This is a genomic window from Clostridium sp. 29_15, from assembly GCF_001916075.1.
Classification (GTDB): domain Bacteria; phylum Bacillota; class Clostridia; order Clostridiales; family Clostridiaceae; genus Clostridium; species Clostridium lentum.
The window spans coordinates 93665-112890 of record NZ_MNRT01000042.1; the positions used below are offsets into that span (position 1 = coordinate 93665).

At 29.0% G+C, this 19226-nt stretch carries 20 protein-coding genes, 1 pseudogene, 1 riboswitch and 1 other annotated feature; of the genes and pseudogenes, 7 read left to right on the forward strand and 14 right to left on the reverse strand.

Going from position 1 to position 19226, the window contains the following annotated elements:
* Positions 1-69 precede the first annotated feature (69 nt).
* The gene (locus BHW04_RS11235) at positions 70-1005 is read left to right on the forward strand and encodes a DUF2156 domain-containing protein (RefSeq protein ID WP_022211144.1); all 936 of its coding nucleotides are present in this window, start codon (positions 70-72) and stop codon (positions 1003-1005) included.
* A 72-nt stretch (positions 1006-1077) separates the two neighbouring features.
* Here BHW04_RS11235 and pheT read toward each other — a convergent pair whose 3' ends face one another.
* From pheT to ytxC, 9 genes and pseudogenes are all read right to left on the reverse strand, one after another.
* On the reverse strand, positions 1078-3456 hold the full coding sequence (gene pheT / locus BHW04_RS11240) for a phenylalanine--tRNA ligase subunit beta (RefSeq protein WP_302699683.1): 2379 nt from the start codon (positions 3454-3456) through the stop codon (positions 1078-1080).
* Positions 3457-3487: 31 nt separating this feature from the next.
* Positions 3488-4507, reverse strand: a complete 1020-nt coding sequence (gene pheS / locus BHW04_RS11245; protein WP_022211146.1) for a phenylalanine--tRNA ligase subunit alpha — start codon at positions 4505-4507, stop codon at positions 3488-3490.
* Positions 4508-4616: 109 nt separating this feature from the next.
* Positions 4617-4838, reverse strand: a binding site (T-box leader).
* 65 nt (positions 4839-4903) lie between these two features.
* The gene (locus BHW04_RS11250; protein ID WP_302699685.1) at positions 4904-5680 is read right to left on the reverse strand and encodes a TrmH family RNA methyltransferase; all 777 of its coding nucleotides are present in this window, start codon (positions 5678-5680) and stop codon (positions 4904-4906) included.
* Between the two features lie 13 nt (positions 5681-5693).
* Positions 5694-6365 carry a potassium channel family protein gene (locus BHW04_RS11255; RefSeq protein WP_302623400.1) on the reverse strand — a complete coding sequence of 224 codons (672 nt, stop codon included), beginning with the start codon at positions 6363-6365 and terminating at the stop codon, positions 5694-5696.
* A gap of 12 nt (positions 6366-6377) precedes the next feature.
* Positions 6378-7724 (reverse strand): TrkH family potassium uptake protein, encoded by a 1347-nt coding sequence (locus tag BHW04_RS11260; protein ID WP_022211149.1) that lies wholly within the window; start codon positions 7722-7724, stop codon positions 6378-6380.
* Positions 7725-7930: 206 nt separating this feature from the next.
* A complete protein-coding gene (gene rplT, locus BHW04_RS11265; RefSeq protein WP_022211150.1) occupies positions 7931-8290 on the reverse strand; it encodes a 50S ribosomal protein L20 in 360 nt (119 codons plus the stop codon).
* 27 nt (positions 8291-8317) lie between these two features.
* Positions 8318-8526 (reverse strand): annotated as a pseudogene (gene rpmI, locus BHW04_RS11270) (50S ribosomal protein L35).
* Between the two features lie 21 nt (positions 8527-8547).
* Entirely contained in the window at positions 8548-9069 is a 522-nt protein-coding gene (gene infC, locus BHW04_RS11275) for a translation initiation factor IF-3 (protein WP_022211152.1), read from the reverse strand.
* A 224-nt stretch (positions 9070-9293) separates the two neighbouring features.
* Positions 9294-10184, reverse strand: a complete 891-nt coding sequence (gene ytxC / locus BHW04_RS11280) for a putative sporulation protein YtxC (protein ID WP_022211153.1) — start codon at positions 10182-10184, stop codon at positions 9294-9296.
* Between the two features lie 143 nt (positions 10185-10327).
* On the opposite strand from ytxC, the gene BHW04_RS11285 reads away from it, so the two are divergent.
* Positions 10328-11029, forward strand: coding sequence for a DUF6873 family GME fold protein (locus BHW04_RS11285; protein WP_022211154.1), 702 nt, complete (start codon positions 10328-10330; stop codon positions 11027-11029).
* Positions 11030-11132: 103 nt separating this feature from the next.
* On the opposite strand, the gene hslO is transcribed toward BHW04_RS11285, so the two are convergent.
* The 3 genes from hslO to BHW04_RS11300 all read right to left on the reverse strand — a co-directional run bounded on the left by hslO (position 11133) and on the right by BHW04_RS11300 (position 13155).
* Complete coding sequence (hslO, locus tag BHW04_RS11290; RefSeq protein WP_022211155.1) at positions 11133-12014, reverse strand: Hsp33 family molecular chaperone HslO; 882 nt, start codon at positions 12012-12014, stop codon at positions 11133-11135.
* Positions 12015-12041: 27 nt separating this feature from the next.
* A complete protein-coding gene (locus tag BHW04_RS11295) occupies positions 12042-12779 on the reverse strand; it encodes a class I SAM-dependent DNA methyltransferase (RefSeq protein WP_022211156.1) in 738 nt (245 codons plus the stop codon).
* 124 nt (positions 12780-12903) lie between these two features.
* Complete coding sequence (locus tag BHW04_RS11300) at positions 12904-13155, reverse strand: small, acid-soluble spore protein, alpha/beta type (RefSeq protein ID WP_022211157.1); 252 nt, start codon at positions 13153-13155, stop codon at positions 12904-12906.
* A 167-nt stretch (positions 13156-13322) separates the two neighbouring features.
* Positions 13323-13492, forward strand: a riboswitch (Lysine riboswitch).
* Positions 13493-13616: 124 nt separating this feature from the next.
* Between BHW04_RS11300 and BHW04_RS11305 the strand changes: the two genes are divergently transcribed.
* From BHW04_RS11305 to BHW04_RS11320, 4 genes are all read left to right on the forward strand, one after another.
* Positions 13617-14600, forward strand: coding sequence for an aspartate-semialdehyde dehydrogenase (locus tag BHW04_RS11305; RefSeq protein ID WP_022211158.1), 984 nt, complete (start codon positions 13617-13619; stop codon positions 14598-14600).
* 21 nt (positions 14601-14621) lie between these two features.
* On the forward strand, positions 14622-15500 hold the full coding sequence (gene dapA, locus BHW04_RS11310; protein WP_022211159.1) for a 4-hydroxy-tetrahydrodipicolinate synthase: 879 nt from the start codon (positions 14622-14624) through the stop codon (positions 15498-15500).
* Positions 15501-15514: 14 nt separating this feature from the next.
* Positions 15515-16267 (forward strand): 4-hydroxy-tetrahydrodipicolinate reductase, encoded by a 753-nt coding sequence (gene dapB, locus BHW04_RS11315; RefSeq protein ID WP_022211160.1) that lies wholly within the window; start codon positions 15515-15517, stop codon positions 16265-16267.
* Positions 16268-16408: 141 nt separating this feature from the next.
* Positions 16409-16573, forward strand: a complete 165-nt coding sequence (locus BHW04_RS11320) for a hypothetical protein (protein ID WP_022167862.1) — start codon at positions 16409-16411, stop codon at positions 16571-16573.
* A gap of 39 nt (positions 16574-16612) precedes the next feature.
* Here the strand turns inward: BHW04_RS11320 and BHW04_RS11325 are convergent, their stop codons facing one another.
* Together BHW04_RS11325 and BHW04_RS11330 are read right to left on the reverse strand one after the other, a co-directional pair.
* Positions 16613-17746: a pyridoxal phosphate-dependent aminotransferase gene (locus BHW04_RS11325; RefSeq protein WP_022211161.1), complete on the reverse strand. Its 1134-nt coding sequence runs from the start codon at positions 17744-17746 to the stop codon at positions 16613-16615.
* 30 nt (positions 17747-17776) lie between these two features.
* Positions 17777-18310, reverse strand: a complete 534-nt coding sequence (locus tag BHW04_RS11330) for a cob(I)yrinic acid a,c-diamide adenosyltransferase (protein ID WP_022211162.1) — start codon at positions 18308-18310, stop codon at positions 17777-17779.
* 153 nt (positions 18311-18463) lie between these two features.
* On the opposite strand from BHW04_RS11330, the gene dapD reads away from it, so the two are divergent.
* Entirely contained in the window at positions 18464-19174 is a 711-nt protein-coding gene (dapD, locus tag BHW04_RS11335; RefSeq protein WP_302699691.1) for a 2,3,4,5-tetrahydropyridine-2,6-dicarboxylate N-acetyltransferase, read from the forward strand.
* Positions 19175-19226: the final 52 nt, after the last annotated feature.

Below are 19226 nucleotides of genomic sequence, written 5' to 3' on the forward strand. Positions count from 1 at the left end.
AATTAACCGTATTATCTTTTTTTAATAAAATATAATATATGGCTTATTTTTTACAAAGGAGATGATATCTTGGATATATTCCATACCTTAACTCTCCAAGATAAAGAAACATTTAATGATTATTGTTATAAAAGTAACTTTTCTTCATATGAATACACTTTTGCTTCATTATATTTATGGAGAAATTTATCAAAAACCACTTTTGCTATAATAGATAATACCTTAATTGTTAAGAAAAGTGAAGAATATTATGGCGATTTTTTTATGATTCCATATAATTACACTCCCAATAAACTAAATTCAATCATCGAATTATTACTATCATATAAAAAAAACAATAATAATAATTCGCAATCTAATTTCTTATCTAATAACACCCATGAACTCTATCTTTTTGGAGATGTAGAAAACTTTTTTATTAATGATTTAAAGAAATATTGTGCTCATAAATTTGAAATTGTTTATACACCGGAAGATTATGAATATATATATCTTACCAAAGATTTAATTAACTTAAGTGGAAAAAGGTATCATGCTAAAAAAAATCTATATAACTTCTTTAATAAAAACTATTCTTTCAAAATATCTGAAATAAATAGCCCTAAAATAATCAACGACTGCTTAGACTTAATAAAAAAATGGGAAAAATCAAAAAACTCTCTCTGTACTGAACTAAAAATAGAATACGATGTCATTAGGGATGTATTAATAAACTTTCAAAAATTAGATTTAAAATCCATAACAATTTATGTTAATGATACTCTTGCAGGCTTTTCTATTGGAGAAAAATATGGTGATACAGCTATAATCCACATTGAGCGCTGTGATATTTCTTTTAAAGGTATTTATTCTTTTTTAAATAGAACATTTTTAGATATGTATTTTAGTGATACTTTATATGTAAATAGACAAGAAGACTGTGGTGATTTAGGACTACGAAAATCTAAAGTATCATATCACCCTATTGGTTATATAAAAAAATGTTTTATAAAAATTACTGATTAAAATTATCACCTAATAAAATAAAAAATCAAAAGCAAATTAAATCTGCTTTTGATTTTTATAATTGTTTAAATATTATCTTAACACAGCACCTAGCTTATGCTCTAAAGCTTTTAATATCTTATCATGAACTTTCGTAATATCTTTTTCATTTAATGTTTTATTTTCATCTCTATATGCTATTGCATAAGCTATTGATTTTTTATCAGCTGGAATTTGTTCACCTTTGTAAATATCAAATAATTGAACTTTTTCAACTAAATTTCCACCAGCTTTTCTTATAGCTTCCTCTATATCTGCAACTAATACAGAATCATCCACTAGTAATGCTATATCTCTTGTTACAGCTGGGAATTTTGGTAATGCTTTATATGATTTTGTCATTTTAGCTGCTTCAAATAATTGATCTAAATCTATTTCAGCTATATAGCAATCAATATCTATACCATAATTTTCAGTTACATCTGGATGCACTTCTCCAAGAACTGCAGTCTTTTTATTTCTTACTAATAATGCAGCTGTCTTACCTGGATGGTAACTAGCATTTTCACTTTCCCTTACATATTTGGCTTTTTCAACTCCAAGACCATCTACTAGATTTTCAATAATTCCCTTCATATCTAAGTAATCACAATCTCCGTAAATACCTATAGTTAATATATTTTTTTCAGTTGGAACTTGATTTTCGTCTTCATTTGGAATATATACTTTACCAATTTCAAATAATCTAACATAATCATTATTTCTTGAATAATTTCTAGATAAACATTCCATCATTGAAGGAATTGTTGTTGTTCTCATCACACTAAAATCTTCGCCTAAAGGATTCTTAATCTTAACAACATTTCTTAATTGGCTATCTGCTGGTATATTAACTTTGTCAAATACCTTAGGAGAAACAAATGAGTAGCTTATTGATTGATTTAATCCGTTTCCTATCATTATTTCAATAACTTTATCTTCTAAAATATTTTTCTTATACTTAGGCTCTCTCTCAGTAGATACGCTAAATACAGTTGTAGGAATTTTATCATATCCATAAATTCTTGCAACTTCTTCTGCAATATCTTCTCTAATAGTTAAATCAATTCTAAATGTAGGTGTAGTAATTTCTAACATATCCCCATTTATTTCAGTCTTTATATCTAAAGAATCTAAAGATTTCTTTATTTCTTCTTTTGATATATCAGTTCCTAAGAAAGCATTTATCCAATTAGTATCAACAGTTAAGTGACCTTCTTCTTTAACATTGTTGTATACATCGATAGTTCCTTCCATAACTTCTCCGCAACCAAGCTCACATACTAAGCTACAAGCTCTATCTATAGCAAGCTTTGCTAAATTAGGATCTATATCCTTTTCAAATCTAGAAGAACTTTCAGTTCTTAGTCCAACCTTTTTAGAATTTACTCTAATGTTTGTACCATCAAAATTTGCTGATTCAAAATATACTTCTGTTGTATCTTCTTTTATTTCAGAATTTAATCCACCCATGATACCAGCTAAAGCAATAGTCTTATCTTTATCTTTTATACATAAGCATTCTGAATCTAAAGTTCTTTCTACTTCATCTAAAGTTGTGAACTTTTCACCGCCTTTAGCTCTTTCCACAACTATTTTTCCAGATTCAATTTCTCTTGCATCAAAAGCATGCATTGGTTGACCAAGTTCAAGCATTACAAAGTTAGTTATATCAACCATATTATTTATTGGTTTAACTCCAGCTTCTAATAATCTTTCTTGCATCCATGAAGGTGATGGAGCTATCTTAACATTCTTAACCCCTCTAGACATATATCTATTACATAATTCATCTCTAACTTCAACTTTTAATTCATCATTGATATTATCTGAATTTTTAACTTCATATTTGAAGCTAGGCATTTTATAAGATGTTCCAAGAGTTGCTGCTGCTTCTCTTGCCATACCAACAATACTTAAACAGTCCGGTCTATTTGAAGTTATTTCAAAATCAATTATTGCTTTATTTAATTTTAAATATTCCTTTATATCCATTCCTAATGGTGCATCTTCTGGAAGAATCATTAATCCATGAACTGGTTTATCTCCAGCAATTCCTAATTCTTCTTCAGAACAGAACATACCATTAGATACTACGCCTCTCATCTTACCTTTTTTAATTTCGGTACCATCAGCTAATATTGATTTATGAAGAGCTACAGGTACTATATCTTGTTCCTTCATGTTTGTAGCAGCTGTAACAATTTGAATTTCTTCTTCAGCTCCAATATTTACTTGACAAACATTTAATCTATCTGCATCAGGATGCTTTTCAATTTTTGTAATTTTTCCAGTTACAACATTCTTAATTGTATCTCCCTGCATTATAACCTCTTCTGCTTGAGAACCAGAAAGAGTTAATTTATCTGCTAATTCATATGCATCAACATTTATTTCTGCATAATCTTTTAACCAATTATATGGTATTTTCATTGCATTTTACCTCCTACAATAACTATAATTATTAGAATTGATTTAAGAATCTCATATCACTTTCGTATAATAATCTAATATCGTCTATTCCATACTTAAGCATAACCATTCTATCTACACCGAACCCAAAGGCAAATCCGCTATATATTTCTGGATCAATACCACAATTTCTAAGTACATCTGGGTGAACCATACCGCATCCTAAAATTTCAATCCATCCACTATTTTTACAGACTTTACATCCCTTACCTTCACAAACGAAACAAGTTGCATCCATTTCTGCTGAAGGTTCAGTGAATGGGAAGTGGTGAGGTCTAAATTTAGTCTTAACTTTATCCCCAAACATTTTCTTAGCAAATAATTCTAAGGTACCTTTAAGATCTGCAAAAGTTACTCCTTTATCTACAACTAATCCTTCCATTTGATAGAATATTGGTGAATGTGTTGCATCAACATCATCTGATCTATAAACCTTACCTGGTGAGATCATTTTAATTGGTAAGCTTTGCTTTTCCATTGTTCTTACTTGAACTGGTGAAGTTTGAGTTCTTAAAACTAAACTATCATTAATATATAAAGTATCTTGTTCACTTCTTGCAGGATGGTTTTTAGGAATGTTTAAAGCCTCAAAATTGTAATGATCTAATTCTACTTCTGGCCCCTCTTCTATTGTAAATCCCATAGAAATGAAGATGTTCTTCATACTTTCTAATGTTTGATCTAATGGATGTCTCTTTCCTATTACTTGTTTCTTTCCTGGTAAAGTTATATCGATAACTTCACTAGCTAGTTTAGCTTTTTTTTCTTTTTCCTTTATTTTGCTTCCTACTTCTTCAAGTTTAGTTTCAACTTCATTTTTAGCTATATTAACTAACTTACCAACTACTGGTCTTTCTTCTGGTGATAAAGAACCCATTCCTCTTAATATAGTAGTAAGTTCACCTTTTTTTCCTAAATATTTAACTCTAATTTCTTCTAAAGCTGCACTATTTTCTACTGAAGCTATTTCATTAAGTGCTGCTTCTTTAATGGCGGTTAATTTTTCTTCCATAATATTACTCCCTTCTTTTTTAATCAGTATCTTACGAATATTAAATACTTTTAATTTAATTGCTATGCAACTAAAATAATTTGTAAATAAAAAAAAGGATATTCATCCCAAAAGGGACGGAATATCCGCGTTACCACCCTAGTTGATATTATACAAATGGTACAATATCCTCTTAATTAAAATAACGGTTAAACCGCTAGTTACTACTATTACTTCACAACTAGTACTCCTGAGCGAACTTCATTATAATTTTTATTAAAAAAGCTTCCAGTCTTAGACTTTTTCTCCCTGAAATATTCCTTATAATTACTCTCTCATTCACAGTATTTACATATTCTTTTCAACTTATTATACAAATAAAGATTATTTTTTTCAAGTATTTATTAAAAAATACTTTTATAGCATTCCTTGTCTAACTTTCTCAAAAAGTATTATTGATGAAGCCACTGCCACATTTAAACTTTCTGCACCACCTGGCATAGGTATCTTAACCTTTTTATCTGCCATAGCAAATATCTCATCACTGATGCCATTACCTTCATTACCAACACCTAATATTACCTTACCTCTTAAATCCTCTTGAAAGAAATCCTTTGATTCCTGAAGTGATGTAGTAACTAAGCTAAAACCATCCTCTTTAAGTTTCTTTAAGAAGCTAAGGTCATTATCATATATAATTGGCAGATAAAAAACTGATCCCATTGTTGACCTTATAGTCTTATCATTATATATATCAACTGTACCCTTTGTTAAAATTATTCCTGAAGCACCAGCTGCATGGGCAGTTCTAATAATAGTTCCCAAATTTCCTGGATCTTGAACTTTATCACATAAAAGATAAAAATCTCCTTTTATTTCTTCTGTACTATCATTCATCTTCACAACAGCTAATACACCTTGAGTATTTTCTGTAGCAATAAGCTGACCAAACAAACTTTTTTTCATTAAATAAATTTTAGATACTGTTAAGTATTCTTTTAAGAATTCATTTGCTTTCTGCTCATTTCCTTCTTCTATAACTAAGCATTCAATATCTGCACCAGCTTTAAACCCTTCTTCTACCAACCTAAAACCTTCTATAATATATTTCTTTTCTTTAGATCTATTTTTTCTTTCTTTAAGCTTTTTAATATTCTTAAATAAAGAATTTTCTTTACTTTCAATGACTATCAAAGTGCAGCACCTCTTACTTCTGTTTAACAATTATTTCTTCTAAATTACCTAAGTTATTTGTTGGTCCAATAACTACCAGAACATCTTCACTTTCTATAACAGCATTTGCACTTGGTGTTATATCAATTTCCTCACCTTTTTTTATGGCAATAACATTAATTCCATATTTACTTCTTAAATTTAGTTCATTTAAAGTTTTATTGTCCCATACCTTTAGTGGCTTAATTTCTAAAATGCTATAATCAGATGATAATTCTATATAATCCACTATACTGGAAGACACTAAATTATGAGCTACTCTTATACCCATATCTTTTTCTGGAAGCACTACTCTATCAGCACCAATTTTGTATAATACCTTAGCATGAAGTTCACTTTGCCCCTTTGCTATAATGTATTTAATTCCAAGTTCTTTAACTAAAAGTGTAATCATTACGCTCGCTTGTATATTTGAACCAATAGTAATTACTGCAACATCAAAATTTCTAAGTCCTAAGCTTTTTATAGATGTTTCATCTGTTGCATCTAACTGCACAGCATGAGTTACATTTTCTGAAATTTCTCTTACTGCTTCTTCATCTATATCTATAGCTAATACATCATGGCCTAGATCATATAATGTTTTTGCCACAGATTGACCAAATCTACCAAGACCTATAACTACAAATTGTTTTCCACTTGCCATTATTACTTTCTCCTAACCTATTAATATTTTTCCTTCTGGATATTTAATTCCACTTCTAACTTTTTCTTTAGTCAATGATAATACTACAGTTAAAGGTCCTACTCTTCCAATATACATCATCATCATAATTAACACTTTTCCAATGATGCTTAAATTTGGTGTAAGACCAATAGTCAAACCTGCTGTACCAAAAGCAGAAACAGTTTCATATAAAATAGCTGTAAAAGATGCCCCCGCTTCAGTAAATGATAATATTAAACTTACCACTATAACAAGACCTGAGCCTATAAAGAATAAGGTAAATGCTTTATAAACAAGATCTTTTGATATTTTCTTTGAAAAAACCTCTGTATCTTCTCTTCTTTTTATAACACAAATTACTGTTAATATTAATACACCTACAGTTGTTGTTTTTATTCCACCAGCAGTTGATCCAGGTGAACCTCCAATTATCATCAAAATCATTGTTAAAAACTTACCAGCACCAGTCATGCCAGATGTAGATATACTATTAAATCCTGCTGTTCTAGGTGTTACAGCTGAAAAGAAAGAATTTAAAACCTTTTCTCCACCATCCATATATGCTAAGGTTTCAGGATTATTATATTCAAATAAAAGCATTAAAACAGTGCCTCCTATTACCAGGAATCCAGTAACCAGTAGAACTATTTTTGTATGTACTGAAAACCTTCTTATCCTTCTTACATTATATAGTTCTGTCCATACACTAAAACCTAATCCACCTATAATTATAAGTGCTGCTGCTGTTAGTATTACCACAGTATTTGTATTGTGAGTCGTTAAACTCACCCCGCCACCAAAAATATCAAAGCCTGCATTACAAAATGCTGAAATAGAATGAAATATACTATAAAATAACCCTTTACTTAATCCATATTCAGGTATTAATTGTGTGCAAAATATAAGTGCACCAATTAATTGAATTGAAGTGGTGAATAACAGTATATATTTAACCATTTTTACTACTCCTTGAATATTAAAGGTATTCATTGCATTTTGTAAAATCAATCTTTCTCTAAGGGTTATCTTCTTACCAAGTAAAATTGCTATTAAAGTAGTAAAAGACATAAATCCTAATCCACCAATTTCAATCAATATCATAATTACAGTTTTACCAAACAAATTCCAATGAGTTCCTGTATCTACAGTTATTAGTCCTGTTACACATACTGCTGAAGTCGAAGTAAATACAGCATCAATAAAGCTAGTATATTCTCCAGTAGATGATGAAATAGGTAATGATAGCAATATTCCACCTACCAGTATTATTGCTAAAAATCCCAGTGAAAGGATCTGCATTGGATTAAGTTTAGAACCTTTATTTAACCTATACTGCATATATACACCTCTGCTAAACAAAAATTTTAAATACCAAAATAATACTTTACCAAATTATTATACACTATCCTCCTAAAAGTATAAGTATATTTTTTTAATTTATCTAATGAAAACTTTAATTACAAAAAAGCAGCATCTCTCTTAATAAATAAAGATGCTACTTTTTTATATAATAAAAATGCGACATAAGTCGCATTATGTATTAATTAAGCATTTAAGTTTTTCTTAGCTAATTCAACTAATTCAGCAAATGATTTTGGATCATTTATAGCTATTTCAGATAACATCTTTCTGTTGATATCAACACCAGCTAATTTTATTCCATTCATGAATTTTGAATAAGAAAGTCCATTCATTCTTGAAGCAGCATTTATTCTTGCTATCCATAATCTTCTGAAATCTCTCTTCTTTAATCTTCTTCCTACATATGCATTTCTTAAAGCTCTTATTACAGTTTCGTTAGCAGTTTTGAATAATCTGCTCTTTCCACCGTAGTAACCTTTAGCAAGCTTTAATACTTTTTTATGATTCTTACGTGAATTTACCGCTCTTTTAACTCTTGCCATTCTTTAGTCCTCCTAAACCTTCTTAAATTATAGGTATGGTAATAATTTCTTCATTGCTTTTTCTTGAGTAGTTGAAACATAAGCACCTTTTCTTAAGTTTCTCTTTCTCTTAGCGCTTTTCTTAGGCTTTTCTTAGTTAAGATGTGGCTCTTGAAAGCCTTTGCTCTCTTTAACTTTCCTGTACCTGTTTTTCTAAATCTTTTTGCTGCACCTTTGTGAGTTTTCATTTTTGGCATGATAAATATCCTCCTCTCAGATTATGCTTTTTTTGGGGCTAAAACCATAGTCATGTTTCTTCCATCTTGTTTAGCAGGTTTTTCTACTACACAAACATCTTCAAGTTTAGAAACAAAATTATCAAGTATTTTAACACCTAAATGAGATAATGCTGCTTCTCTACCTTTAAATCTTATAGTTATTTTAACTTTATCCCCATCCACTAGGAATTTTCTAGCATTTTTAGCTTTAATAGCAATATCATTTTCCTCAATTGTGATTCCACATCTGATTTCTTTAATTACTGTTACTTTTTGCTTCTTTTTTGCTTCTTTTTCCTTTTTTGCTTGCTCATAAATATATTTACCTAAATCCATTATTTTACATACTGGTGGTTTTGCATTTGGCGAGATCATAACTAAATCTAATTCACTCTCATCTGCCATTCTTTGAGCTTCTTTTGTTTGAAGTATTCCCAATTGATTACCTTCTGCATCAATAACTCTTACTTCCTTTTCTTTTATACTTTCGTTACAAGTAAAATTTTTACTGATATCGTTCACCTCCGATAAAATGTACCAATGAAAAAAGCATTTTTATATAATAAATGGATGACATTACTGCCATCCATTATTATCAAACTAAATCTAGACATAATAATATATTACTAGATACAAATTTCATACGTATTACCTTACTAAGCTTTGCCGTAAGGTGAGAAACGGCAGTTCCTTCTTAACATTTTAAATTCTATCATGCTATCTTTTAGTTGTCAATTATTAATTTTTTAAATTTTCAACTTACTTGCCAAGCACTTACTACAGCCATTACAAAAAGTTACCCTCTCACCGAATACATTTTTAATAGTATCAATAAACTCTAAGTTTAAGGCTTTGTCTTTATTATGAATTACTACTTCTTTTGGTGCATTTGTAATAAGACCACTAATAATTATATCTTCTACATTAGCTTCCGTATCAATCTTACATTCATATATTTCCTTGACAAACTCTTCAAAAACATCATTATCAAGGCCATCTTTTAATACATATCCCCCATCACTTTGTATATATATATCAATCTTTTCTATTTTACTTTCCTGAATATCTACAAAATATTTTAATAATTTTATAAACTCTTTGTATTCCTTTTCAATCATATAATCTTCAACTATTTTATCAATGATACACTCAATATCTTCCCTAAGCTCTTTCATTCTAAAGGTTATAAAACCTTTAATATTTATAACTTCATTTTCCTCTAAGCATTCCTTTATCTTTTCAATTATACAATTTATCTTATTAATGCAATAAAACATTTTTTCATCGGTAACTTTTTCTTCATTTTGTAATACCCTAACTATTTTTTCTTCCACTTCCATAACCTCATTTTGCTTCAAGAAAAAATAGTTTTCCATTAAATAATTAAACAATTCTTTTTTTCTATATTCCTTAACCACTACCGAATACAAAATATTACTTATATATAAATAAATAGTGTTTCTAATCCTATCATTATAACTTTCATTATTACATATTATCTTAATTATATTAGAGCTTCCCTCTCCGCTTTCAACAATTCCCATTGTTATATTCTTCTTTTTTAATAACTGTCGTAACTCTTGTAACTCTTTTACAAAATCTAAGTCATTATTGTGTACTAACTTCATTACCAGCATGGATTTCACTCCTTCCTTAATAATAGTATGTATTAAAAAGTTTTCTATATTCAACATTTATAAATAGTAACTGTTTAAATTTATTGATTTTTAGATAAATTTTGTTTATTTTATATATATTATAAATAAAAGGAGTTAATTTAATGATTTGTTTTGTTGATTATAAAACTACAGATGAAGAATGTAATAATTTAAACAAGCTAGGGCTTAAAATAATTAAAATTCCTCAATCTAAAGCTTTGTATAATGCAATTGATGGCCATGTAGATATACAAATAAATATTCTTCATAAAGAAAATAGATTAATCTTAATAAATAAGCATATGCCTGATGAGTTTAAAAAACAACTGGAAGAAAATAATATAAAATATATTGAAAGTTCTAGCACCCTTGGCCATAAATACCCTGAAAATATATCTATAAACGCACTAAATAGCAAGGAGTATTTCATACATAACCTAAAGTATTCTGATGATGCTTTTAAAAAATATATTACTCACAAAAAAATTATTAATGTAAAGCAAGGCTATACAAAGTGTTCCATTCTTCCCTTGCGAGAAAAAGTTTTAATTACTAATGATCCTGGAATATATAAGACTCTTTCAAATGATGATTTTCATGTTCTTTTATTGCCTTATGGAGATATTATCTTAGAAGGTTTTGAATATGGATTTATAGGTGGTGTTGGAGGAATGATTTCTCACGATAAATTAGCACTATTTGGAGACTTAAATCATTATTCTTATGGCAAAGAAGTGTTAAATTTTCTTAATAATCACAATATCACACCTATTTACTTAAAAAGCGGAAAGCTTACTGATAGAGGAAGTCTCTTTGTTTTATAATCTATAATATAGTACGTATATCCCTAACATTTGTTGCATAAAATACTTAAAACATCTTTCTTAAAAAATAATGAAAAAGGCTACAATATAGCAGCCTTTTTCATTATTTAATCTTAGTTAATAACTCTCCAATTTGTTCCTTAGTAAATACATATTTAGTATTACAGAAGTGGCATTTGATTTCTTCATCCTTACCTTCTTCATATATCTCTTTTAAATCTTTTTCACCAATTGATATTAATGCTTTTTCCACTCTTTCTCTTGAACAATTACATTTAAATTCAGGCTTAGTTTCTTTTAATATCTTTAATCCCATATCATCAAATAAATAGTTTAAGATATCTTCTATAGTCTTTCCTTCACTTAACATTTCAGTTAAAGTAGGAATTTCTTCCAATCTAAATGTTACTATATCTGCAATATGTTCTTCAGCACCTGGTAGCATTTGAATTATTAATCCACCTGCAACCTTTATTGAATAATCAGTATCTACTAATACACCTAAAGATACTGCTGATGGAGTTTGTTCTGATACAGTATAATAATATGCTAAATCTTCTGCAATTTCTCCTGAGAATATTGGAACTTGGCCTACATATGGATCTTTCATTCCTAAATCTTTTATGATTATAAGGTTACCATTTTTGCCTACATATCCACCTACATCGAGCTTACCTTTTTCGTTTAATGGTCTATCTCCATAAGGATTTCCAATAAATCCTTTAACAACAGCATTTTCATGAGCTGTTACAGTAATTCCTTCTGCTTCTCCACCACCATTAATTCTTAATGTCATAATTTCTTTATCAGATTTTAAAGTAGTACCTAATAATGCTCCTGCAGTAATCATTCTTCCAAGTGCTGCAGCTGCTACTGGTGTACATTCATGAATTTCTCTTACTTTTTCTACTAAATTTGTAGTTGTTCCTGCTATTATTCTAACAGTTCCATCCATAGCTACCGCATTAATAATCTTATCTTCCATCTATACTTCCTCCTAAATTTAATATAGTTATATTTTTTTAACTACATATACTATTCTTTCACTACTTGCTTGAACCTTATTATTACTATATCCATCAAACTTATTTATTATCTCTAATCCACAATTTGATAGAGCACTTTCAAGCTCTTCTTCCCTATATGCTCTTTCAAAATGCTCCTCTTCAAATCTTTCATAAAGTTCTCCTTGCTTTACAAAGAAGGTAAGAAACATTGAAACCATATCATCTTCAAAAACATTTTCCCATATGTAGAAAACATCTTCTTCACTATATGTATAAATATTGTTACCTAATATTTCTGATAACTTATAATATGAATTAACATCAAAAATAAAAATCCCGTCATCTTTTAAATGCTCTTTAACAGAACTGAAATATTTTTTCAAATCATCTTCGTCAGTAATATAATTTGTAGAATCTAAAACTGATGTAATTAAATCGAACTTCCTATTTAGCTGCATTTCAGTCATATCTTGACAAATTATCCTACCTTTAATTCTATTTTCCTTAAATTTATTAAAAGCTTCTCTCAGCATATCTTCAGATAAATCTACGGCATATACATCTTTAAAATACTTTGCTAGTCTTACAGTAACATTTCCAGTACCACAAGCAACATCAAGATAATCTTTGTATTCAATATTATATTCATTGCATATTTCAATTATTCTGCTAATCATATTGTCATAATTAATATCTTCATTGATTAAATCATCATAAATTTTAGCAAATTCTCCATAAGCCATACTATTCCCCCTTGCTATAAATTTTACAGCTACTTAAAAATTAATGTAGAAGAAATATTTCTTCTACATTAATCTATAATTTCTAAGAATTATAATATATGTATTCCACTAATTAGTCAATCCATTATTTTCTTCCTAGTATCTCATCATTAGTTGGAATTTTTAGTTCTTTTTTTCTACGGGTCATAATACCTCCTATTCTTCCTGTTTCTTCAGCTGTGAGTCCTCCCCATCCATATTGATCAACTTTTTCTTTTAATCCTAATTCGTCAGCAATTTCATATTTGATTTTTTCTCTTAAAAGTTCTTGTGCTGTAAGCTCTTTATTAGTTTTAATTTTAGATTTTATAATTTTTTTTAGCGGTGTCTTGCTCATAACTATTCCCCCTACAAAGTAATATATGTATTTTCTCCATAAAAATATAAAATATTCAAAGATTAAATTACATTTTTATACATATATTGTATTATATATATTTATTTCAATTTTAATCTTGCATTGTTTATAAATAACATATATAATCAAACTAATCTAATAAATAATTGCAAGATAGAGGCGCGATACTTATCAGTACTATTAAAGAGCTAAGCACAATGATTTAATGGGAAAGGATTTATCGCCGAAGTAAATAGCCTATGCTTTACAGCTATTTACTGGGGGTTCATATAATATATGTATTCCTGTCACATTTTTGTGGAGAGCTATCATTTAAAGAAATCTAATAAATATTTATATAAAATATAAAAAAATTAGAAGCTTTGAGTGATTTTGCTCAAAGCTTCTAATTTTTTATTATTAATACGCTAATAAGCGTTTAAATTTAAGGGGGAATTTACATGTATAATGTAGCAGTTGTTGGTGCAACAGGTAATGTTGGAAGAAAATTTTTAGAAATTCTTGAACAAAGAAATTTTCCAATAAATGAGTTATATCTTTTTGCTTCAAAACGTTCAGCTGGAAAATATCTAAAGTTCAGAGATAAAGAATATATAGTAAATGAAACTTCTGAAGAAAATATAAAAGATAAAAAAATAGATTTGGCATTATTTTCAGCTGGCAGAGATGCAAGTTTAAAATTTGCACCAATCTTTGTAAGGTATGGTGCAACAGTAATTGATAATTCCAGTGCATGGAGAATGGCTAAAGATGTTCCTTTAGTAGTTCCTGAAGTAAATCCGGAAGACATTAAATGGAACAATGGTATAATTGCCAATCCAAATTGTTCTACTATTCAAGCTATGCTACCTTTAAAAGCATTAAAAGATGCCTACGGTATTAAAAGAGTCGTTTATTCAACTTATCAAGCGGTATCTGGTGCAGGTATGCAAGGTATTGCTGATTTAAAAGATGGATTAAAAGGAGTAGAACCTAAAAAATTCCCTTACCCTATTGCAGAAAATTGTCTTCCTCATATTGATGTATTTTTAGATAATGGATATACAAAAGAAGAAATAAAGATGATTAACGAAACTAAAAAGATTCTTCATGATGATTCCATAAGGATTACAGCTACTGCCGTAAGAGTTCCAGTACTAAACTGTCATGCCGAAAGCATAAATATAGAATTAGAAAAACCATATGAACTTGACGATGTAGTTAAACTTTTAGAATCAACTAAAGGCATAGTGGTATATGATGATACTAAAGAACTTAAATACCCTACACAACTTCAAGTTTCAGGAAAAGATGAAATTTATGTTGGAAGAATAAGACGAGATTTCAGCATTGATAACGGATTAAATATATGGGTTGTAGGGGATAACATAAGAAAAGGTGCTGCTCTTAATGCAATACAAATTGCAGAAGAAATAATTAAATAATTATTTTATACGGAGGTTAATATGACAGTTTTTAAAGGTTCTGGTGTTGCTATAATAACACCTTTCAATGAAAATGGAATAGACTTTCCTAAGTTTAAAGAACTAATTGAATGGCAGATTGCTGAAGGTACTGATGCAATAATAGTTTGTGGTACTACCGGTGAAGCTACAACAATGAGTGAATCTGAAAGAAAAGATGCTATCCAATTTGTTATAAATACTGTAAATAGACGAATACCTGTAATTGCAGGAACTGGTTCAAATAATACAGCTGCTTCAATTGAAATGAGTAAGTTTGCAGAATCTGTTGGTGTAGATGGACTTCTTGTTATAACTCCTTATTATAATAAAACAAATAAAAAAGGATTATTTAAACACTTTGAAGCTATTAACAATGCTGTAAACACACCAATAATCCTTTATAATGTTCCTTCAAGAACGAATATGAATATCACACCTGAAGCTTTACTAGAATTATCTGAACTTTCCAATATGACAGCTGTAAAAGAAGCCAGTGGCAATATAAGCCAAATTGCAAAGATAAAAGCTTTATGTGGTGATAAATTAGATATTTATTCTGGTAATGATGATCAAGTTACTGCAATTCTAGCACTAGGTGGTATTGGAGTTATATCTGTACTAGCAAATATAGTTCCTAAAGCTGTTCATGAAATGGTAATGTCATATTTAACTGGTGATATTAACAAATCTTTAGCTTTGCAGTTAAAATATCTCAAACTAACAAATGATTTATTTATGGAGACAAATCCTATACCAGTAAAAACTGCTCTTAACTTGATGGGAAAAGAAGTTGGAGAATTAAGATTGCCTCTTTATGAAATGGACGAAAAAAATAAAACAATATTATGCAGTACTTTAAAAAATTACGGCTTAATATAGAATGGAGTTTTTAAATGGTTAAAATTTTATTAAGTGGATGTTCCGGAAAAATGGGAAATGTAATACAAAATGTTATAAGCGAATTTCCATCTTTAAAAATAGTTGCTGGAATTGATAAATTTCCTAAAGAATCTGAGTTTAAAATTTTTAAAAATACTGAAGACGTAAATATTCATTACGATGTTCTTCTTGATTTTTCTAGAGCTGATGCTTTAAAAGACTTACTAGCTTTAACAACTAGTACAAAAAAGCCTTTAGTATTATGTTCCACTGGTTACACTGATGAAGATTTAAAGTTAATTGAAGATTCTAGTAAAACTCTTCCAATTTTTAAATCTGCCAATATGTCATTAGGTATTAATTTAATAAATTCTTTACTAAGGAAAATTTCACCTCTACTATATCAAAATTATGATATAGAAATAATTGAAAAACACCATAACCAAAAAGTGGACTCACCAAGTGGAACTGCTCTACTACTGGCTGACACCATCAAGGAATCTATTTCTGATGATACCTACTATGTTCATGGAAGAAATGGAGAAAAGAAACGTGAAAAAGCAGAAATAGGAATACACGCTGTTAGAGGGGGTTCAATTGTTGGAGACCATGAAATCATCTTTGCTGGATCTGGTGAAGTAATAGAACTAAGTCACAAAGCAATTTCCAGAGAAGTATTTGCCGTCGGTGCTTTAAAAGCTTGTTCATTTATGGCTAATGTAACTAAAGCAGGCTTATATAACATGGATGATGTATTAGGCTTATAGATATTATTAAAAATACACAATTTTAATTTAATATTCTTATTGTATATGTTTAATTTATAAATACCTAGTTTAGTATTAATGTATCTTTATTGGTTATACTATTTTCTGAAGGAATTGATTAGACTTATAGGAGGTTTTATTATGACAAAAGATAGCCAACCTGATAACAAAAAGGCCCGTATGGAAAAATGTAATTATCAGACTCCAATAACTGAAGAAGGTTTAAACCACAATCCAAATAGAAAGCATAAATCAGTAAAGAGACAAGGTGTATCAAGCGATAATTTTAATCCTGCTGGTAATTAATTAATAAGCGCTGCAAATGAATTTGTGCAGCGCTTATTATCATATTTTGTTAATGAACTTTTTTAATCCCAAAAGAGCTTTTTTTAGCTCTTCCATTGAATAACAATATGATATTCTAATATATCCTTCGCCACCTATTCCAAAAGAACTCCCTGGCACACAAGCAATCTTTTCTTCATTTAATAGCTTTAAACAAAACTCTTCTGAAGACATATTAAATTTTTTAATAGACGGGAATACATAAAATGCACCTTTAGGCTCATTTACTTCAAGTCCCATATTTCTGAGTTCAGAAATTACATAATCCTTTCTTTCTCTAAGGACATTTCTCATATTCTCTACATCATCTAACCCATTTCTAAGACCTTCTAAGGCGGCCCATTGACATATAGATGTTGCACAAGATACATTATATTGATGTACCTTCATTATTTCATCCATCAATTGCTTTTGAGCTGCAAAATATCCAACTCTTAGCCCTGTCATAGAAAACATCTTAGAAAATCCACTTATATATATCACCTTATCTAATATTTCCTTTTCTTCAGCAACACTATAGTATTCTTCATATATAAGTGATTCATATATTTCATCAGTAACAACAAAAATATTATTATTAGCAATAATTTTAATAAGTTCATCTTTTTCCTCTTTTGTTAATATTGTTCCTAAAGGATTAGAAGGAAGTGATAAGACTAGAACCTTTATTTGATTTTCTTTAATAAGCGCTTTTAAATTTTCAATATTAATTGAAAAATCATCATTCAAACCATAACTTACAACATTTCCACCTAATATATTAACAATGTTTTCATATGCCGGATATGCTGGAGTTGGAATAAGCACATTATCGCCTTCATTTATAAGTGCTGTCAAAATAGTAAAAATAGCTTCACTACCTCCTACAGTAATACATATCTCATCTGCTGAATAATCAATACCTCTCTTCATTAAATATTGGCTTATTTCTTTTCTTAGTGGTAATATTCCAGCATTTTCTGTATACACTGTCTTATCTTCATTTACAGCATTTATTAATGCCTCTTTTACTACCTTTGGTACTGGAAAATCCGGTTGCCCTAAAGTTAACGATATAGCACCATCTATTTTCTTTACCTCATTATAAAATTTCCTTATCCCAGAAATTTGAACATTTTTTAAGTTTAAATTCATTAAATTCTCCCCCAATGTTTATACCATCTTTTAATACTCTATACCTTCTCTGGCACCTATTCCTTTTTCAAAAGGATGTTTAATCATCTTCATTTCAGTCACTAAATCTGCTAAATCAATAACTTCCATTGGAACATTTCTCCCTGTTAAAACAATTTCCATTGATTCCTTTTTATTCTTAATTAAATATATTATCTCATCAGTACTTATAAATTTATTATAATGAGCTCCCATTATCTCATCTATAATAAGAACATCACAAGAACCTTCATCAACTATTTTCTTAATAAATTCATATCCTGTTCTAATTTCTTTTTTTAATTCCTCAATTTCAGCTTTTGATAAATTCCATACGAAATCCCTTTCTTTTTCAAATCTAAAAATATTAAAATTATCAATTTTATCTATTGTTGAAAGTTCTCCTGTATATCCTCCCTTTAAAAATTGGACCATTACAACATTTAATCCATATCCTGCACTTCTTATCCCTTGCCCTATTGCTGCTGTTGTCTTTCCTTTTCCGTCACCAGTATAAATTTGTACTAATCCTTTCTTTAATTTCATTAAATCATCTCCTTTAAATCATTGTACATTAACATACAATGATTCGTAAAGTTTTTTCATATTTTTTCTATTTACTCTTTAAATTACCTTTTTTGTCTATTATAATTAATAATATCTATTTAATTCAAATTCACAAGAAGAAAGGATGATAATATGAATTATAATTTAACTGATCCATATGAAATTGCAAGATTTATAAAAGAATCTAAGAAATCTACTCCTGTGAAGGTTTATATTAATGGTAATTTAGATGATGTAAATTTTGAAAATATCGAAGTATATAGTTCTAATAATTTTTATGTACTATATGGTGAATCTGAAAAAATATCTGAACTTATATTGAATAACAAAGATCGAATTAAAAATTTCAGAGTAGAAAATGATAGAAGAAATTCAGCTATTCCTATGCTTGATTTGCTGGCTATCGATGCAAGAATTGAACCTGGTGCAATTATTAGAGATAAAGTTGTTATTGGTAAAAATGCTGTCATAATGATGGGTGCCGTTATTAATATAGGTGCAGAAATCGGTGAAGGCTCTATGGTTGATATGAATGCTGTTATTGGAGCTAGAGGAAAGATTGGTAAAAGAGTTCACTTAGGTGCTGGTGCCGTCGTAGCTGGTGTATTAGAACCACCAAGCAAATCTCCTTGTGAAATTGGTGATGATGTAATGATAGGTGCTAATTCAGTAATATTAGAAGGTGTTAAAATTGGTAATGGCTCTGTAGTAGCTGCTGGTTCTGTGGTTATAAGTGATGTACCTTCTGGAGTTGTCGTTGCTGGAAGCCCTGCAAAGATTGTTAAATCTGTAGATGACAAAACAAAAAATAAAACTAAAATACTTAGTGATTTAAGAAAATAATAACAAGCTCCACTACGGAGCTTGTTATTATTTACAGTTTGTTGAAAAACCC

What these genes read in the sequence shown, in the direction of transcription:
- pheT (WP_302699683.1), bottom strand. Translation starts at nt 3,456, where the DNA reads ATGAAAATACCATATAATTGGTTAAAAGATTATGCAGAAATAAATGTT.
- pheS (WP_022211146.1), bottom strand. Translation starts at nt 4,507, where the DNA reads ATGGAAGAAAAATTAACCGCCATTAAAGAAGCAGCACTTAATGAAATA.
- BHW04_RS11255 (WP_302623400.1), bottom strand. Translation starts at nt 6,365, where the DNA reads ATGGCAAGTGGAAAACAATTTGTAGTTATAGGTCTTGGTAGATTTGGT.
- BHW04_RS11260 (WP_022211149.1), bottom strand. Translation starts at nt 7,724, where the DNA reads ATGCAGTATAGGTTAAATAAAGGTTCTAAACTTAATCCAATGCAGATC.
- rplT (WP_022211150.1), bottom strand. Translation starts at nt 8,290, where the DNA reads ATGGCAAGAGTTAAAAGAGCGGTAAATTCACGTAAGAATCATAAAAAA.
- ytxC (WP_022211153.1), bottom strand. Translation starts at nt 10,184, where the DNA reads ATGCTGGTAATGAAGTTAGTACACAATAATGACTTAGATTTTGTAAAA.
- BHW04_RS11285 (WP_022211154.1), top strand. Translation starts at nt 10,328, where the DNA reads ATGATTTGTTTTGTTGATTATAAAACTACAGATGAAGAATGTAATAAT.
- hslO (WP_022211155.1), bottom strand. Translation starts at nt 12,014, where the DNA reads ATGGAAGATAAGATTATTAATGCGGTAGCTATGGATGGAACTGTTAGA.
- BHW04_RS11295 (WP_022211156.1), bottom strand. Translation starts at nt 12,779, where the DNA reads ATGGCTTATGGAGAATTTGCTAAAATTTATGATGATTTAATCAATGAA.
- BHW04_RS11300 (WP_022211157.1), bottom strand. Translation starts at nt 13,155, where the DNA reads ATGAGCAAGACACCGCTAAAAAAAATTATAAAATCTAAAATTAAAACT.
- BHW04_RS11305 (WP_022211158.1), top strand. Translation starts at nt 13,617, where the DNA reads ATGTATAATGTAGCAGTTGTTGGTGCAACAGGTAATGTTGGAAGAAAA.
- dapA (WP_022211159.1), top strand. Translation starts at nt 14,622, where the DNA reads ATGACAGTTTTTAAAGGTTCTGGTGTTGCTATAATAACACCTTTCAAT.
- dapB (WP_022211160.1), top strand. Translation starts at nt 15,515, where the DNA reads ATGGTTAAAATTTTATTAAGTGGATGTTCCGGAAAAATGGGAAATGTA.
- BHW04_RS11320 (WP_022167862.1), top strand. Translation starts at nt 16,409, where the DNA reads ATGACAAAAGATAGCCAACCTGATAACAAAAAGGCCCGTATGGAAAAA.
- BHW04_RS11325 (WP_022211161.1), bottom strand. Translation starts at nt 17,746, where the DNA reads ATGAATTTAAACTTAAAAAATGTTCAAATTTCTGGGATAAGGAAATTT.
- BHW04_RS11330 (WP_022211162.1), bottom strand. Translation starts at nt 18,310, where the DNA reads ATGAAATTAAAGAAAGGATTAGTACAAATTTATACTGGTGACGGAAAA.
- dapD (WP_302699691.1), top strand. Translation starts at nt 18,464, where the DNA reads ATGAATTATAATTTAACTGATCCATATGAAATTGCAAGATTTATAAAA.